At 51.1% G+C, this 16,792-nt stretch carries 14 protein-coding genes; 10 read left to right on the top strand and 4 right to left on the bottom strand.

Translation table 11 applies throughout. The annotated features are described in order from the left end of the window. The first annotated feature begins 1 nt into the window (after position 1). On the top strand, positions 2-751 hold the full coding sequence (locus T488_RS0107435) for a tRNA threonylcarbamoyladenosine dehydratase (protein WP_028520216.1): 750 nt from the start codon (positions 2-4) through the stop codon (positions 749-751). A 38-nt stretch (positions 752-789) separates the two neighbouring features. Here the strand turns inward: T488_RS0107435 and T488_RS0107430 are convergent, their stop codons facing one another. Together T488_RS0107430 and nudC are read right to left on the bottom strand one after the other, a co-directional pair. After that, entirely contained in the window at positions 790-2,073 is a 1,284-nt protein-coding gene (locus tag T488_RS0107430) for an O-acetylhomoserine aminocarboxypropyltransferase/cysteine synthase family protein (RefSeq protein ID WP_028520215.1), read from the bottom strand. Positions 2,074-2,311: 238 nt separating this feature from the next. After that, positions 2,312-3,130 (bottom strand): NAD(+) diphosphatase, encoded by an 819-nt coding sequence (nudC, locus tag T488_RS0107425; RefSeq protein WP_028520214.1) that lies wholly within the window; start codon positions 3,128-3,130, stop codon positions 2,312-2,314. Positions 3,131-3,318: 188 nt separating this feature from the next. On the opposite strand from nudC, the gene T488_RS0107420 reads away from it, so the two are divergent. Beyond that, positions 3,319-5,043, top strand: a complete 1,725-nt coding sequence (locus tag T488_RS0107420; RefSeq protein WP_028520213.1) for a DEAD/DEAH box helicase — start codon at positions 3,319-3,321, stop codon at positions 5,041-5,043. A gap of 10 nt (positions 5,044-5,053) precedes the next feature. Next, entirely contained in the window at positions 5,054-5,209 is a 156-nt protein-coding gene (locus T488_RS19590) for a hypothetical protein (RefSeq protein WP_155267183.1), read from the top strand. Positions 5,210-5,278: 69 nt separating this feature from the next. Here the strand turns inward: T488_RS19590 and T488_RS18735 are convergent, their stop codons facing one another. Further along, positions 5,279-5,887 carry a metallophosphoesterase family protein gene (locus T488_RS18735; RefSeq protein WP_028520212.1) on the bottom strand — a complete coding sequence of 203 codons (609 nt, stop codon included), beginning with the start codon at positions 5,885-5,887 and terminating at the stop codon, positions 5,279-5,281. 128 nt (positions 5,888-6,015) lie between these two features. Further along, positions 6,016-7,188, bottom strand: a complete 1,173-nt coding sequence (locus T488_RS0107405; RefSeq protein WP_028520211.1) for an MFS transporter — start codon at positions 7,186-7,188, stop codon at positions 6,016-6,018. A 141-nt stretch (positions 7,189-7,329) separates the two neighbouring features. On the opposite strand from T488_RS0107405, the gene T488_RS0107400 reads away from it, so the two are divergent. The 7 genes from T488_RS0107400 (at position 7,330) to rlmD (ending at position 16,780) form a co-directional block, all read left to right on the top strand. Next, positions 7,330-8,142, top strand: coding sequence for a sigma-E processing peptidase SpoIIGA (locus tag T488_RS0107400; protein WP_028520210.1), 813 nt, complete (start codon positions 7,330-7,332; stop codon positions 8,140-8,142). A 17-nt stretch (positions 8,143-8,159) separates the two neighbouring features. Continuing rightward, the gene (gene sigE / locus T488_RS0107395; RefSeq protein WP_028520209.1) at positions 8,160-8,858 is read left to right on the top strand and encodes an RNA polymerase sporulation sigma factor SigE; all 699 of its coding nucleotides are present in this window, start codon (positions 8,160-8,162) and stop codon (positions 8,856-8,858) included. Positions 8,859-8,980: 122 nt separating this feature from the next. Next, positions 8,981-11,032, top strand: a complete 2,052-nt coding sequence (gene recJ, locus T488_RS0107390) for a single-stranded-DNA-specific exonuclease RecJ (RefSeq protein WP_028520208.1) — start codon at positions 8,981-8,983, stop codon at positions 11,030-11,032. After that, positions 11,029-13,326 carry a RelA/SpoT family protein gene (locus tag T488_RS0107385; protein WP_196243287.1) on the top strand — a complete coding sequence of 766 codons (2,298 nt, stop codon included), beginning with the start codon at positions 11,029-11,031 and terminating at the stop codon, positions 13,324-13,326. The genes recJ and T488_RS0107385 overlap by 4 nt, the downstream gene beginning before the upstream one ends. Positions 13,327-13,336: 10 nt before the next feature. Then, a complete protein-coding gene (locus T488_RS0107380; protein ID WP_028520206.1) occupies positions 13,337-13,975 on the top strand; it encodes an MBL fold metallo-hydrolase in 639 nt (212 codons plus the stop codon). A gap of 16 nt (positions 13,976-13,991) precedes the next feature. Further along, positions 13,992-15,458: a coproporphyrinogen dehydrogenase HemZ gene (gene hemZ / locus T488_RS0107375; protein WP_037297772.1), complete on the top strand. Its 1,467-nt coding sequence runs from the start codon at positions 13,992-13,994 to the stop codon at positions 15,456-15,458. Further along, on the top strand, positions 15,422-16,780 hold the full coding sequence (rlmD, locus tag T488_RS0107370) for a 23S rRNA (uracil(1939)-C(5))-methyltransferase RlmD (RefSeq protein WP_028520204.1): 1,359 nt from the start codon (positions 15,422-15,424) through the stop codon (positions 16,778-16,780). The genes hemZ and rlmD overlap by 37 nt, the downstream gene beginning before the upstream one ends. Positions 16,781-16,792 lie beyond the last annotated feature (12 nt).

Here is a 16,792-nt window from a genome sequence, read left to right as displayed (position 1 = left end):
TATGTCCGATATTTTTTCAAGAACTCAACTCATCTTCGGCGAGGAAGCCATGGATATTCTGGCAAATTCCCGCGTTGCCGTTTTCGGTGTGGGCGGTGTGGGCGGCTTCACCGTTGAAGCTCTGGCACGCTCGGGAGTGGGAGCTATCGACCTCATCGACGATGACAAGGTCTGCGTTACCAATATAAACCGCCAGATAATCGCTCTCGGCTCTACCGTGGGTATGTACAAGGTGGACGCGGCTGAAAAGCGTATACACGACATCAATCCCCAATGCAGGGTCACCTGCCACAAAATGTTCTATATGCCCGAAACTGCCGACAAGCTGGACTTTTCGCAGTATGACTACGTTGTGGACGCCATCGACACCGTCACGGGCAAGATAGAGATAATCATGCAGGCAAACGCAGCGGGAGTTCCCGTTATAAGCTCCATGGGCGCAGGAAACAAGGTGGACCCCACTGCATTTGAGGTGGCGGATATATACAAGACCTCAGTATGCCCTCTGGCAAGGGTCATGCGCTATCAGCTGAAACGCCGCGGTGTGAAGAAGCTGAAGGTGGTCTACTCAAAGGAACAGCCCATTGCCCCTAAAGGCATAGCTGCCGAGGACGGCTCAGGCAATACCGACATGAGAACAGGCACCGCAAGGCGCTCCACTCCGGGTTCCAACGCATTCGTCCCCTCCGTAGCAGGACTTATCATCGGCGGAGAGGTCATAAAAGACCTGATAAAACTAAAGACAAAATAAAAAATGGCATTTGCTTCTCTGCAAATGCCATTCGCTTTTTACTTTACCGAATCAAATCCGTGCTGGAGGTCTGCGATAATATCATCGATATGCTCTGTACCTATGGAAAGTCTCACTGTTGTGGGTCTGATGCCTGCGGAGAGAAGCTCCTCCTCGCTCATCTGTGAATGAGTGGTGGAAGCAGGGTGTATTACCAGTGACTTTACATCGGCTACGTTTGCAAGGAGAGAGAACAGCTCAAGGCTCTCGGTGAACTTCTTTGCGTCCTCAGCAGTGCCCTTTATATCGAATGTGAAGATGGAAGCAGCTCCGTTGGGGAAGTATTTGTCATAAAGCTCCTTAGCTCTGCCAGTGGCGAGAGAGGGGTGGTTCACCTGTGCCACCTGAGGGTGGTTCTTCAGGAATTCCACAACCTTGAGAGCGTTCTCAGTGTGGCGCTCAAGACGGAGGGAAAGGGTCTCAAGTCCCTGTAAGAGCAGGAAGGAGTTGAAGGGCGAAATAGTTGCACCCTGATCTCTCATGAGAGTGGTGCGGAGCTTGAGGATATAGGCAAGATTGCCGCAAGCCTCTGTGAAAACTACTCCGTGGTAGGAGGGATTGGGCTTTGAAAGTCCGGGGAACTTGTCATTCTGAGCCCAGTCGAACTTGCCGGAGTCGATGACTACACCGCCCATTACCGTACCGTGTCCGCCGATGAACTTCGTTGCGGAATGAACTACTATGTCAGCGCCGTGCTCGATAGGTCTAAGAAGGAAGGGAGTTGCAAAGGTATTGTCCACGATAAGCGGTATACCGTGCTTGTGAGCAATGGCAGAGATAGCTTCGATGTCGATAACATCGGAGTTGGGGTTGCCCAGAGTCTCAGCGTAGAGGAGCTTTGTTTCGGGACGGATAGCCTTCTCAAAGTTCTCGGGGTCTGAGGGATCAACAAAAGTTGTGGTAAGTCCCTGATCCTTGAGAGTGTGTGCAAGAAGATTATAGGAGCCGCCGTAGAGGTTCACCGATGAAACGATGTGGTCCCCTGCCGTGGCGATATTCTGGATCGCGTAGCTGATAGCCGCAGAGCCAGAAGCTGTTGCAAGAGCTCCCACGCCGCCCTCAAGAGCAGCTATCCTCTGCTCGAAAACGTCCGAGGTGGGGTTCATCAGTCTGGTGTAGATGTTTCCGCCCTCTGTGAGTCCGAAGCGGCCTGCCGCCTGAGCGGAATCCTTGAATACATATGAAGTGGTGGCATAGATCGGAACTGCCCTTGCGTCTGTAGCGGGGTCGGGATTTTCCTGACCTGCGTGTATCTGTATAGTTTCAAATTTATAATTGCTCATAACTGAACTTCCTTTCAAAAATAATATAGTTTGTTATCATCTGTAGATTTAATTCCGACACATTCGCTCGGAATTGGTGATACACCTTTTTTTACTCATTATCAACACCCCTGTGTTTTTCTTTACTCATATCATATCACTTTGGTAGGCGTTTGTCAAATACCTATGTATTATATCAGGTTATAGGTTCAATCTATAACAGAAAGCTCCCGTTATATTTTACGGGAGCTTTCGGCTGTCATATATTGCCGTCTCTGAACAGCTTCATCATCTCATTTGTAAGGCTTATATCACTTGGCTGGAGCACTACGTCCTCACGCTTTACCCATTCCGCGTATTTCAGCTCGTTCTCGTCCATGTGAATCTCGCCGCTGCCGTCAGCCTCGCAGTAAAATCCCACAAGCATATCCTGAGCCATACCCCAGGGCTGTGACTTATAGTACCTGATATTCTTTACCCTTACTCCTGTCTCCTCCATGACCTCACGGGCGACGGTCTCCTCAAGGGTCTCGCCTATCTCGGTGAAGCCTGCCACAAGGGCATTATGAGCGTAGCCGCTGCGGTAGCGGGTCACGAGTATGGAGTCCCCCTTTATGACGCCCACTATCACCGCAGGATTAATCCTGGGGTAGACCACATTCCCGCACTTCTCACAGACAAGGGCACGCTCCCGACCGTGCAGCGAAAGCTTTCCGCCGCACCTGCCGCAGAAATGGTTATCGCTGTACCACCTCCACAGGTGATAGGCAGTAAATGCTGCAAAGAGCTCCTTTCCGCCGAAGCTGTCCCTGAGTGTACGGAGTCCCTTATACTCAAAGCCTGCTCCGGAGTCCCTGCACTCCGATAGCACTATGAAATAGCGCTCATCATCTACGGAAAAAGCATAGACCGCAGAGAGCTGCTCCTCATTTTCATATCTTGGAAATACTATGCGGTCTCCACTTGTATCTGTAAGGAGCTTCCCCTCACTGTCGAAGCAGAGAAGGAAGTCTCCCTCACATATATCCGTTTTTATGTAGCTGTTATAAAGCCTGCTGGGGGCTATATCCTGTATCATATCATCAACCTCTTCTGTTTTCTGCCCATTGCAGGGCTTGATGAATATTATAGACCATATCCCATTATTTGTCAATAATGGTGAAAACCGGAAAAAATACAATATAACGCAATAAATGCCCTTGACCTTTTCCGCTTTTTGTGCTATTATAGTTTGTATTGGAATAATGAAGGAAGAAAGGTAACGAAATGAATTTTAACGAGCTTAATTTATCGCAGGCGCTTCTCCGTGCCGTTGACGAGCTGGGATATACGGAGATGACGGAGATACAGCAGCAGAGTATCCCCCTGCTCCTCGAAGGAAGGGACGTTGTGGGGCGCTCCAACACAGGTACGGGCAAGACCGCTGCATTCGGTATCCCCGCTGTTGAGAGCATTACCGACGCCGACAGAAAGTCTGCGGTAGTTCTTATACTCTGCCCCACCCGTGAGCTTGCAATGCAGGCAAATGAGGAGATACGCAAATTCGCAAAGTTCAAGGAAGGCGTCAAGACCTCAGCTGTCTACGGCGGCGCAAGCATGGAAAAGCAGATACATGAGCTGAAGCGCGGCGCCAATATAGTTATAGGTACTCCCGGACGAGTTATGGACCATATCCGCAGGAGAACGCTCAGGCTTGAAAATATCCGCACAGTTATACTGGACGAGGCTGACGAGATGCTTAACATGGGCTTCCGTGAGGACATCGAGTCCATACTGGCAGATGTTCCCGAGGACAGACAGACAGTGCTCTTCTCCGCAACCATGCCCAAAGAGATCATGGCGATCACGGAAAAGTATCAGCGTGATCCCGTACATATAAAGATAAAGTCCGCACAGAAGACCGTTGAGCTCATAGAGCAGTTCTATTTTGAAGTGGCTATGGGAAGGAAGACCGATGCCTTAAAGCTCCTTCTTGCTGCATACAAGCCCTCGTCGGCTATGGTTTTCTGCAATACCAAGGCTATGGTAGATCAGCTCACAGAGGAGCTTGTGAAAAGCGGCTTCCGCGCAGCAGGTCTCCACGGCGATATGAAGCAGATACAGCGCACTCAGGTCATGAACAGCTTCAAGAACAAGGCTGCCGAGATACTCGTTGCTACGGACGTTGCCGCAAGAGGTATCGACGTAAGCGGCGTTGACGCCGTATTCAACTATGACCTCCCCCAGGACAACGAGTACTATATCCACCGTATCGGCAGAACGGGCAGAGCCGGCAGAACAGGCTCCGCCTATACTCTCATCAGCGGAAGACGTCAGCTTTACGATCTCCGCGCCATTGAGAAGTACACCCACGCCGAGATAAGGGAGATGCCTCTCCCCGAGAAGTCCGACATCATCGCCATGAAAAAAGAGGCTATGATAAAGGAGATCTCCGAGGCACAGGCAGGTCACAACGCCTATGATATTCTTGACAGGCTGGCAGGCATGGGTATCGACTACCGCGAGGCTGCCGCAAGAGTCCTTGCAAAGCAGCTTCAGGCAGAGACAGACGCTCTCCCCGAGATAGAGGGCACACGTCCCATCAGAAAGGGCAGGAACAGCGGTGCCAAGACCACAAGGATAGTCATCAATATCGGCAGGAACCGCCGTATCGCTCCCAACTTTATCCTCGGCGCCCTGGTGGACGCTACGGGAATGACAGGCAAGGACTTCGGAAAGATCGACATCTACGACGAACACACCACCGTTGAGGTGCCCGAAGCTGAGTGCGACTACATCATCGAAAGCTCCGACTCCATGAAGATAAACGGCAATAAGGTGGAGGTAAAGCTCTACAAGGGCAGCCCCTTCTCCGACAGGAACAGCAGCCGCCGCGGCGACTCAAAGCCCCGTTTCGACAGAAAAAAGTCGGCTTACGGAAACAGGAAGAAATCCGATATATATTCGGATTACATACCGAACCGCAAAAAACGTACTAAAAAAAGACATTGAGGTGATATGAATGAGCAGTAAAAAGCAGAACATCAAGCCCCTTCCCATGGCTAAGAATGCGAAGAAAAGTGTCAGCGGCAAAGACAAAAAACTCTGGATGAGAATACTGGTCCTTGTTCTCGCGTGCATTATGATACTGGGAGCTATACTCCTTCCGCTTTTATAATGATCATGAGTTCTTATAGTGTATAAAAAACCATGCCCCGAGGCGAATACCGCTTCGGGGCATTTTTTGTCACTCTATACTTATACGCTCATAGCTCAGAGACTTTTCATCAGCTTCGATCAGCAGCCATGAAGCGCCCTCCAGACCGGCTGCCGAGACTGATACGACATTCTCATTCACGAAATTCTGATGAGAATGCCCCACCGCTGCAAGGTCATACTTCTTTACCTCGGCGCTCAGGCAAGCCTTGTCAAAGTCTCCGTTTTTCAGGCTTGACAGCGGCAAAAAGGGATATGGCGCATCAACATCAAGGAACAGAAAATGAGAAAAGCGCATTTTATGTCCGCAGCACTCCGTCTCATAGAACAGCGGCATATTACTGATAAACTCCGTCTGCTCAGCTGTCAGTCTGCTCCTGATACCGTCATAATACTCCCTGAGATGCTCAACATCGGGGTCTACATCCACTCCGTGCTCCGCATACAGCTCACAGTTGCCTTTAAGGCAGATGATACCGCTTTCCTTTAACAGCTCAAGGCACTCAAATTCCTCGTTGCCACGCTGGAAAATATCTCCCAGAAATACAGTCAGGTCAGCGTTCCTTTCCCCTATCTGTCTGAGCACTGTCTTCAGTGCTTTGAGATTTCCGTGAATATCCGAGAATACTGCGATTTTCATAACTCACCCTTTCCTTTCTGCATGGATATGCCGTGATTTATCATTTTTCCGGAGCAGTCCTGCAAGACGCCGTGCTGTTCGGGAAAAAGATATTATAGCACATTAATACCGCCTTGTCAATAGCAGAACTATTTTTCAGTATTTTTCTTTTTCAGCAGTATCACTCCGACTACCATAAGTACAGGAAATACTCCTGCTGCAAGTATACCCTTTTTCATGCTGCCAGTGCCGCCGCTGACAGCCCCCACCAGTGAAGGTCCGCATGAGCAGCCTACGTCACCTGCAAGCGCAAGCAGTGAAAACATCATGGTGCCCCCTCTTTTCAGTGAAGCCGCCGCCTTGCTGAAGGTGCCGGGCCACATTATGCCCACGGAAAGTCCGCATAGCCCGCAGCCGGCCAGATTTACGGAAGGCACGGGAACAACGCTTATCATCAGATAGGAAGCTGCACAGAGAAGTCCGCTGATTATCATAAACCTGTCAAGCGAGATATGCTCACCGTATTTTCCGTAGAACCAGCGCGAGGCACCCATAAGTGCCGCAAAAGCCATAGGACCTGCCAGGTCACCTGCGGTCTTGCTGATACGGAGACCGCTCTCTGCAAAGAATGAAGCCCACTGGCTGACCGCAAGCTCACTTGCTCCTGCGCACATCATCATGAGCAGAAGCAGAAGAAAGGTGCCGCTCCTGAGGAGCTCCCCGAACTTCATGCCACTCTCTCCTTCGGATATAAGGTGAGCTATGGGAGCTCTCAGGAAGAGTATACCATTGACTACGGGAATAACTGCCCATATTACTGACAGCAGCTTCCAGTTTTCCAACCCTGCAATGGTGAAGAACAGTGTTGACAGCAGCACTACTCCCACCTGTCCCCAGCAGTAGAAAGAGTGGAGCATACTCATCGCCTTTTCCTTATTGTCTGTGGGACAGCTCTCCATGATGGGACTGATGAGCACCTCTATAAGTCCGCCGCCCACAGCGTAAAGCGCTACTGCAGCAAGAATGCCTGCAAAGGGTGGCATTATCTCCGGCAGTACCGGCAGCAGTATCAGCCCCCCTGCTGCACAGGCATGAGCAGAAACAACAGAAGCTCTGTAGCCTATCCTGTCCACGAAAAACGCCGACAGCAGATCCACTGCAAGCTGTATACCGAAATTAACTGTTATGAGCAGGGTTATCCTGCTCAGTGGTATACCGTAGCTGCCCTGCAGGGTAATGAACAGCAGCGGTATAAAGTTATTTATTATCGCCTGAACGATATAGCCTGTAAAACAGGAGAAAATTGTTTTGTTATAGTTCATATGAACGCTCCGAAGTCTTTTTTCTCATATTAGCATATTATCTCTCCCTCTGTCAAATCTGACGTTGAGGACAGATTGTGACATATTCCGCGGACCTGCTGCATTATAATGTATTACAGACAGCATGACGGGAGGTGCTTAGTGGAGACCATATACATCGACGTACTTATCGTCCTCAACATCTATGTGAACTTCTTTCTGCTGCGTATCACCGCAGGAGTCACCCATTCTCCGCTGAAAAACGGCAGGTGCGCCGCAGCCTCTGCATACGGAAGTCTGTTCTCCCTGACCATACTGCTCCCTCACCTGGGAACTATGGTCACCCTTGCAGTAAAGCTTGCCGCCGCAGTCAGCATAGTCGCCCTTGCCTTCGGAGTCCGCAGCAGAAAGCGGCTCATGATAAACACGGCTGCCTTCTTCGGCGCAAACTTCGTACTTGCAGGAACGGTCTACGGCGTTTATTCACTGCTGGAGCCGCAGTTCATGCACTTCAACAACGGCTGCTTCTACATAGACTTCTCCCTGCTGATACTTATAGTTACAACGGCTGTGCTATATGCCGCTGTAAGGCTGATACGCAACGCTGTGGACAGGGCTCCCGCAGGAGACTGGACCGTGACAATACGCAGTGGAAAACGAATAGTACGGCTTGACGGGCTTGCCGACACAGGGAACTGTCTTGTGGACTATTTTACGGGAACTCCCGTTATGATATGCCCCGAGGAGTCATTTGCGGAGCTCACAGGTGCGGCGATAGATACAGACAGGCTCCCCCGCGGATTCAGACTGCTGCCCTGCTCAGCCGTTACGGGAAGCAGCCTCATACCCGTTTTCCGTCCCGACGAGGTGGTCATAAGCTGTGAAAACAGCGGACGAAAGACCGTAGACGCTGTCGTAGGCTTCGGAGAGTGCGGCGGAAAAGCCGTTTTCAACCCGAAGCTGCTGAAAATATAGGCATAAGGAGTAAAAATATGAACATCATCGAAAAAGTTAAAGCATTACTGAAAAAACACTTCACAGGCGAGGTATTCTACGTAAACGGCTCCGACACCCTGCCCCCTCCGCTGACGCGAGAGGAGGAGACCGAGGTATTTGAAAAACTCCTGACCCATGATCCTCATGCGCGGAACTGCCTTATCGAGCATAATCTCAGGCTTGTGGTATACATAGCGAAGAAGTTCGAGTCCACGGGCATCGGCATAGAGGATCTGGTATCCATCGGCACTATCGGTCTCATCAAGGCGGTCAATACCTTCTGTCCCACCAAAAACATCAAGCTGGCTACCTATGCCTCTCGCTGTATCGAGAACGAGATACTCATGTTCCTGCGGAAGTCCTCACAGTACCGCAACGATCTCTCCATAGACGAGCCCCTGAACATTGACTATGACGGCAATGAGCTGCTGCTCTCGGATATACTGGGCACCGATGATGACATCGTAAACAAGGGCATCGAGACCGAGGCTGAGCGTGAGATACTCCGCGGCGCCGTTGCGGAGCTCTGCGACCGGGAAAGGGAGATCATGGAAATGCGCTTCGGACTTATCGACGGCAAGGAGAAGACACAAAAGGAAGTAGCAGACTGTATCGGCATTTCTCAGTCCTATATATCAAGGCTTGAAAAGAAGATAATCAGAAAGCTGAGAATAAAGATAGAAAGCGTCACATGAATACCGCCCCTGCAAGTGCAGGGGCTTTTCGGTTACAATTTGGTTTTTTTGTCACGTTCTATTGAAAAAAAGTGGTTTTTGTGGTATAATAAACTAAATATATTGTTATCGGGAGTTTTGGTATGAAAAAATGGACCGTCGGCAGACCCGACAGAAATGCGGTCTCTTCACTTATGCTTGGCTGCGGAGTAAGCTCACTTGCAGCGGCTGCTCTTGCTGCAAAGGGCTATTCTTCGCCCGAATCCGTCATGGAGAGCCTCAATGTGGACGAGCTTTCCAATCCCTTCCTCATAAAGGATATGCAGGAGGCAGCGGATACTATAAACAACGCCATAGACAGCGGCGAGCGTATATGTATTTACGGCGACTACGACTGCGACGGCGTAATGTCAACGGTCATACTCTATTCCTATCTGCTTGAAACAGGTGCCGATGTCACCTACTATATCCCCGAGCGCTCGGAAGGCTACGGTCTCAACATGAAGGCTGTGGACAAGATCTCCGATGACGGTGTTTCACTTATCATAACTGTTGATAACGGTATTTCTGCCATTGCTGAGGCAGAATACATCTATGCCCTGGGTATGAAGCTTGTGGTCACCGACCACCACCAGCAGGTGGAGCAGCTTCCCCGTGCGGAGGCTGTAGTCGACCCTCACAGGCATGACTGCTTCTCACCGTTCAAGTATATGTGCGGTGCGGGCATTGCGCTGAAGCTGGTAGCTGCCCTTGACGGCGGCGACTATACCATGGCTCTTGAACAGTTCGGCGACCTTGCCGCTATAGCAACAGTTGCCGATATAGTCAGTCTCACAGGGGAAAACCGCTTCCTTGTGGCTTACGGTATGGAGCTCATACAGAATTCCGACCGCCCCTCCCTCATGGCTCTGAAGGAGGTCTGCGGACTTAACGACAAGCCCATAGATACGCGGTCTATCGGCTTTGGTATCGGTCCGAGGATAAACGCCGCAGGCAGATTTGGCTCACCGAGAGCTGCCGCGGAGCTTTTCCTGTGCGAAGACTACGACGAAGCCCTCGCCGCCGCAAAGGAGCTGGACAGGCTCAATAATATGCGCAAGGAAGCCGAAAACTCCATTACGGAAGAAATATATTCAATGATAGACAAGTCCCCCGAGCTCATAAGGGGAAGGGTCATCTTCCTCTGCGGAAAGGACTGGCACCACGGTGTCATCGGTATCGTGGCTTCAAAGATAGTGGAGCACTTCGGAAAGCCCTGCTTCATAGCCTCAGACACTGACGGCGAGATAAGAGGCTCAGCCAGAGCCTTCGGGGAGTTCTCGGTATTCGGAGCCCTCAGCTATGCCGCAGACGTCCTCGACAAATTCGGCGGACACCCTGCCGCAGGGGGCTTCACCATTAAGGAAGGCTGTGCCGAGAAGTTCCACAGCCTGCTGGAGCAGTACGCACTGGAAAATCACAGGATAATGCCTGCCGCAGAGCTAAAAGCGGACAGCCCCGTAGCTCCTCAGGAGCTGACAGTGCAGAACGTGGAGGGACTGAATGTGCTGGAGCCCTTCGGTACAGACAACGAAAAGCCCCTGTTCTATATAGAAAACGCTCAGATCACCGATATATTCCCACTGTCGGACGGAACCCACTCCAAGCTGAGAGTGAAGATAGGCTTCACACAGGCAGATGCTCTTGTGTTCAGGAAGTCCCCCTCGGAGCTTATTGTCTCAAAGGGCGATGTCTGTGATATGATCGTTTCACTTGGCATAAACGAATTCCGCGGGAGCCGCACGGTAAGCATTATCGTCAGCGACCTCCGTCCCCATATATTCGAGCAAAGCAAGTACTTTGCCGCTCATTCGGCTTTTGAAGCCTTCCTCCGCGGCGAGGAGCTGCCGCAGAATTACTATCCCAGCATGAATCCCTCACGGGACGACGTTGTGAAGATATACAAGTCTATCCCCGAGGGCGGTATCTGCTCGGATACGCTTTACATAAAGCTCAATGACAGAAATATCAATTACTGTAAGTTCTGCGTTTCCGTTGAAGCGCTCAGACAGCTTGGACTTATCACCGTCTCCTGCTCCGATACAAGGATAGAACGGGTCAGGGTAACACAGAAAGCCGACCTCAGCTCGGCTCCTGTACTTGTATCGCTAAGAAGCAGAACGGCAAACCGCAAAGATCAAGGAGAAAAGATATGACAGAGGATATGAATGTATCAAATCTCATTCATCACGAGCTGGAGGTACCCATACCTGATTCGGCTATTCCTCAGAACCCCGAGGAATTTCTGAAGGATATACCCGACTTTGACGATGATTTCACCATTGAGAAGATCATACAGAAGATACTTACAGATGATAAGCAGTACGACCTCAGCAAGATAATCTCGGCTTATGAATTCGCCGCAAAGGCTCATGAGGGACAGATGCGTTCCTCGGGAAAGCCCTATATCACCCACCCTCTGGCAGTTGCCTATACCCTGCTGGAGCTGGGTATGGACACCGACACCATCTGCGCTGCCCTCCTCCATGATGTTGTGGAGGACACCGATGCAACTCTGGACGACCTGAAAAAGCGCTTCGGTCAGGACGTGGCTCTCCTGGTGGACGGAGTCACAAAACTGAGCAAGATCCCCACCTCTACAAAAGAGGAACAGCAGGCTGAGAATATCCGTAAGATACTCCTCGCCATGTCCCAGGATATACGTGTAATGATAATCAAGCTCAGCGACCGTCTCCACAATATGCGCACGCTGAAGTACCGTCCCCTTGAGAAGCAGAGAAACACTGCTCTCGAGACCATGAACATATATGCGCCTATCGCCCACAGGCTGGGTATCAGGGCTATCAAGGAGGAGCTCCAGGATCTGGCTTTCCACTACCTCGACCCCTATGCCTACTCCGAGATAGAGAATATCCTGGAAAACAAAAAGGAGGAGCGAGAGGCGTTCATAGAGATAATCAAAAGCCGTATCGCTCAGCGTTTCAAGTCGGAGGAGTTCTCACAGCCGCCCCAGATAGACGGCAGAGTAAAGAGCATCTACAGCATTTACAGGAAGATATTCATAAATCACAAGAACATCGACGAGATCTACGACAAATACGCCGTCCGTATCATCGTCACCACCATTGCGGAGTGCTACAACGTGCTGGGACTTATCCACGATATGTTCAAGCCTCTGCCCAACCGCTTCAAGGACTATATCTCCACCCCCAAGAACAATATGTACCAGTCTCTCCACACCACCGTTCTCGGCAAGGAGGGTATCCCCTTTGAGGTGCAGATACGGACCTGGGATATGCACGAGACCGCCGAATACGGTATCGCCGCTCACTGGAAGTACAAGGAGGGCATACAGGGCAAGGACAAAATGGAACAGCGCCTTGCCTGGGTACGTCAGGTCATCGAGGCTCAGCAGACCTCCGATGACGTTGAGGAGATAGTCCGCATTATCAAGACCGACCTTGACCCGGAGGACATCGTTGTTATGACACCCAAGGGTATGTCTGTCAGCCTGCCCGTTAATTCAACAGTAATAGACTTCGCCTACCGTATCCACACCCAGATAGGCCACAAGACCGTGGGCGCCAAGGTGGACGGAAGGATAGTTCCCCTGGACTACAAGCTCCAGACAGGACAGATATGTGAGATAATCACCAGCAAGGACCCCGACAAAGGTCCCAACAGAGCATGGCTCAATATCGTCCAGACCAATGAAGCCCGCTCCAAGATACGCTCATGGTTCAAGAAGGAGCGCCGCGAGGAGAACATTGTGGAGGGCAAGGCTCAGCTGGAGCGGGAGTTCAAGCGCCACAGGATAAATCTGAAGGAGGAGCAGTACACAGAGTTCCTCCAGGACGACTTCAAACGCCATAACTGCGAGACTCTCGACGACTTCTATGCTTCTATCGGCTACGGAGGCGTCATGCTCTCAAAGATAATCCCCCGTCTCAAGGACAAGTACGAAAAGCTCTATGAGAAGGAGGAGGAGCCTTCCGTTATCCCACTCATCAAGCCCAAGCCCAACGGCAGGAGCAGCATAGTCCTGGATCAGATAGACGATATGCTCATCAAGTTCGCTCAGTGCTGCAATCCCCTCCCGGGAGACGATATTATCGGATTCATCACCAGAGGCTACGGTGTTTCCGTACACACCACCAACTGCACCAACTACAAGGCTGCCCTTGCAAGGAACAATCCCGAGGAGCTTGACCGCTGGGTGGATATCCAGTGGACCGACAGCAGCGATACTCAGCTCCAGACCAGCTTCGAGGTCACAGCCACCGACAGAGTGGGTCTTGTCTACGATATTTCCGCGGTCCTTCTGGAAGCCCGTGTGCCTATCGTACACTCAGCTTCAAGAGTGCTGAAAAACGGCAATGCCCTCTTTGAGGGAACTATCGTCATCTCAAGCACAGAGCAGCTCAAGAACCTCTTCGAGAAGCTTAGAAAGATAAAGGGCGTTATTTCCGTGGAAAGAGCCGCCATTTAAGGAGAAATATATGAAAATACACCACCTTCAGCTCGGACCTCTCCGTGCTAACTGCTATATAGTCGAAACTGCTCCCGGCAGATGCGTTGCCGTCGATATAGGCGGTGACAGCCGTCTGCTGCTGGAGTTTCTGAAAATGAAGAAGCTCCGCCTGTCAAAGATACTCCTCACCCACGGTCACTTCGACCACATCGGAGGTGCAGAGGAGGTACATCAGGCTACGGGAGCCGAGATATACATTCATGAGCTTGACGCCTATATGCTTGAAAGTGAGGCTCACTCCCTGGCAAACAGTATGTCATTTGCCAAGTTCACTCCCATTACGGACTGGACCTGCGTTTACGGCGACTGCTACATCAACGACGGCGACTGCTCTTTCCGGGTGCTCCACACTCCCGGTCACACTCAGGGAAGTGTGTGCTATGTCTGCGAGGATTCTATTTTCTCGGGAGACACCCTTTTCTGCTGCTCCGTGGGCAGAACAGACTTCCCCCACAGCAGCAGCTCCGCTATGATGTATTCCCTCAACAAGCTCTATCACCTTGAGGGCGATTACAGAGTTTACCCGGGTCACAACGAGACAACTACCCTGGATTACGAGCGTGAAGCAAATCCCTATATGAAACAGTTCAGAGGAAAAAATGACTGAGAATAATAATTCAAAAATGCCGATTATAATGATCGGCCATTCTTTTAAATACGAGACTGAGGCTACGCTGAAGCTGTTCTTCAATACTGCAAGATTCAGCTTTACCTCAGATATTGCAGAGGCTTCGGGCTGTGACTATGTCTATACCGAAGTTGCTGAGGATAGCAGCGTTACCGTCCGTGTCTGCCTCAACGGCGTTCAGGCGGAAAAAACAGCAAAGCTTTCCCCCGACGCCGAGAAAAAAGACTTTGAGTACACCATTTGCAGGCTGCTCTTTGAGCTCCTTGTCAGCAAAACAGGCATTACGCCGCCGTGGGGACTGCTGACAGGCATTCGCCCCGTGAAAAAGGTCATTGACCTTATCCGTCAGGGTAAGTCCGAGGAGGAGATATACTCACAGCTGGGCGAAAAATACCTTGTTGCGCCCAAAAAGCTGAAGCTCGCCTATGACACCGCTGTAAACCAGCTCCCCATACTTGACAGGATAGACAGCTCAGCTGTGAGCCTGTACGTTTCTATTCCATTCTGCCCCACAAGGTGCAGCTACTGCTCTTTCGTATCACATTCTATGGACTCCGCCATAAAGCTCATGCCCGAGTACATCAGCGCGCTCTGCCGCGAGCTTGAGGTAGTGGGCAGGATAGTCAAGGACACCGACACAAAGATAGACACCATTTACTTCGGCGGCGGTACTCCCACTTCTGTATCAGCAGAGGAACTCCGCACCATTATGGAGGCTGTTGAGCGAAACTTCGACCTTGACAAGGTGAGGGAATACAGCGTTGAGGCTGGACGTCCCGACACTATCACCGAGGAGAAGCTGAGAGTGATAAAGGCTCTGGGCGCAGGACGTATCTCCGTAAACCCTCAGACTCTCAACGATGAGGTGCTGAAGGTCATCGGCAGGAAGCACTCGGGCGAAGACGCCGTGAAAGCCTTTGAGCTGGCAAGAAAGGTGGGTTTCGATAATATCAATACCGATCTTATAGCAGGTCTCCCCACCGAGTCCGCAGAAAGCTTCAGAAATACTCTCGACCACATGATAGAGCTTGACCCCGAAAGCATAACCGTCCACACCCTTACAATAAAACGCTCTGCTTCCCTGTTTGAAAAGGGCAGCGAAAACAGCTCAAATCCTGCGGCTGAGATGGTGGACTACAGTATCCCAACTCTCATGTCCCATGGCTATCTCCCCTACTATATGTACCGCCAGAAGAATACCGTGGACAACCTTGAGAATGTGGGCTACGCCAAGAAGGGCTATGAGAGCTATTACAATATCTTCATCATGGACGAGACCCAGACCATACTCGGCGCAGGCTGCGCTGCGTCCACAAAGCTGGTATACCCCGACGGTAAGATAAGCCGAATACATAACTATAAATTCCCATACGAATACATCAGGAGCTTCGACAAGCTCATGGAGAAAAAAGAGGAGGTAACGGAATGCCTGAAAAAAATCAGGTCTGCACAGCCGAGATAACAGGTCTGACCGCTGAGGGAAGCGGTGTCTGCCGCGTTGACGGCATGGCAGTTTTCGTTCCCGGAACTGCTGTGGGAGACATGGCAGAGATAAAGATAGTAAAGGTGCTGAAAAGCTATGCCTTCGGTATTGTAGAGCGCATAGTCACACCCTCTCCCGACCGCGTGGAGAACACCTGCTCCGTGTATAAACAGTGCGGCGGCTGTCTGCTGAGGCATATCTCCTATGAGGCTGAGTGCCGCACCAAGGACAGCATAGTCCGCGATGCTTTCACCCGTATCGGCGGACTTACTCCCGAATTCGACAGCTTCCTCGGCGCTGAAGCAACAGAGCACTACCGCAACAAGGCGCAGTATCCTCTTGCAATCCGAGACGGTAAGGCAGTCTGCGGTTTTTATGCTCCCAGGAGCCACCGCCTTGTGCCCGTCACCGACTGCGCTCTCCAGCCTGAGGTCTTCGGAGAGATACTCCGCACTGTCCTCGGCTATATCAACGAGAAGAAGCTTTCGGTCTATGACGAGACTACAGGCAGCGGCATAATGCGCCATATCTACCTCCGCAGAGGTGCTCACTCAGGTGAGATAATGGTCTGTCTTGTAGTGAGAAAGGACGTTTCACGGCAGCTCTCCGCCCTTTGCAGACTGCTCACGGAGTCCTTCGCGGATATAAAGAGCATTGTCATGAACATAAACCCCAGAAAGACCAATGTTATCCTGGGCGACAGCTGCGTGACCCTCTGGGGCAGCGATACTATCAGCGATACTATGTGCGGCAATACCGTTGAGATCTCTCCCCTTTCCTTCTATCAGGTGAACACCTTACAGGCGGAAAGGCTCTATGCCAAAGCGCTGGAATATGCAGCTCCCGATGGCAGCGAGGTCATTGCGGACCTCTACTGCGGCGCAGGTACCATCGGTCTCTCTATGGCGGAAAAGGCTGCAAAGATAGTGGGCGTTGAGATAATCCCACAGGCTGTTGAAAACGCCAAACGCAACGCTCAGAGCAATAATATAACCAATGCGGAGTTCCACTGCGGTGACGCAGGTGAGGTCTTCGGAAAGCTTCGCAAACAGGGCTGCGCTCCCGATATGATCGTGGTCGACCCGCCGCGAAAGGGATGCTCTCAGGAGACAGTTGACCTCATCGCAGAGGCGTCTCCAAAACGAATAGTTATGATCTCCTGCAATCCTGCAACTGCCGCCCGAGATGCAAAGCTGCTCTCAGAAAAAGGCTACAGCGTGGATAAGGTCTGCGGAGTTGACCTTTTCCCAAGGACGGGACACGTTGAGTGCGTAGTATTGATGTCAAGGGATAAGGCGTAAAAGTGCCGATTT

Source organism: Ruminococcus flavefaciens ND2009, from assembly GCF_000621785.1.
GTDB lineage: Bacteria > Bacillota > Clostridia > Oscillospirales > Ruminococcaceae > Ruminococcus > Ruminococcus flavefaciens_C.
The sequence above is the reverse complement of the archived record's forward strand: the minus strand, read 5'-3'. Positions and strand labels throughout refer to the sequence as shown.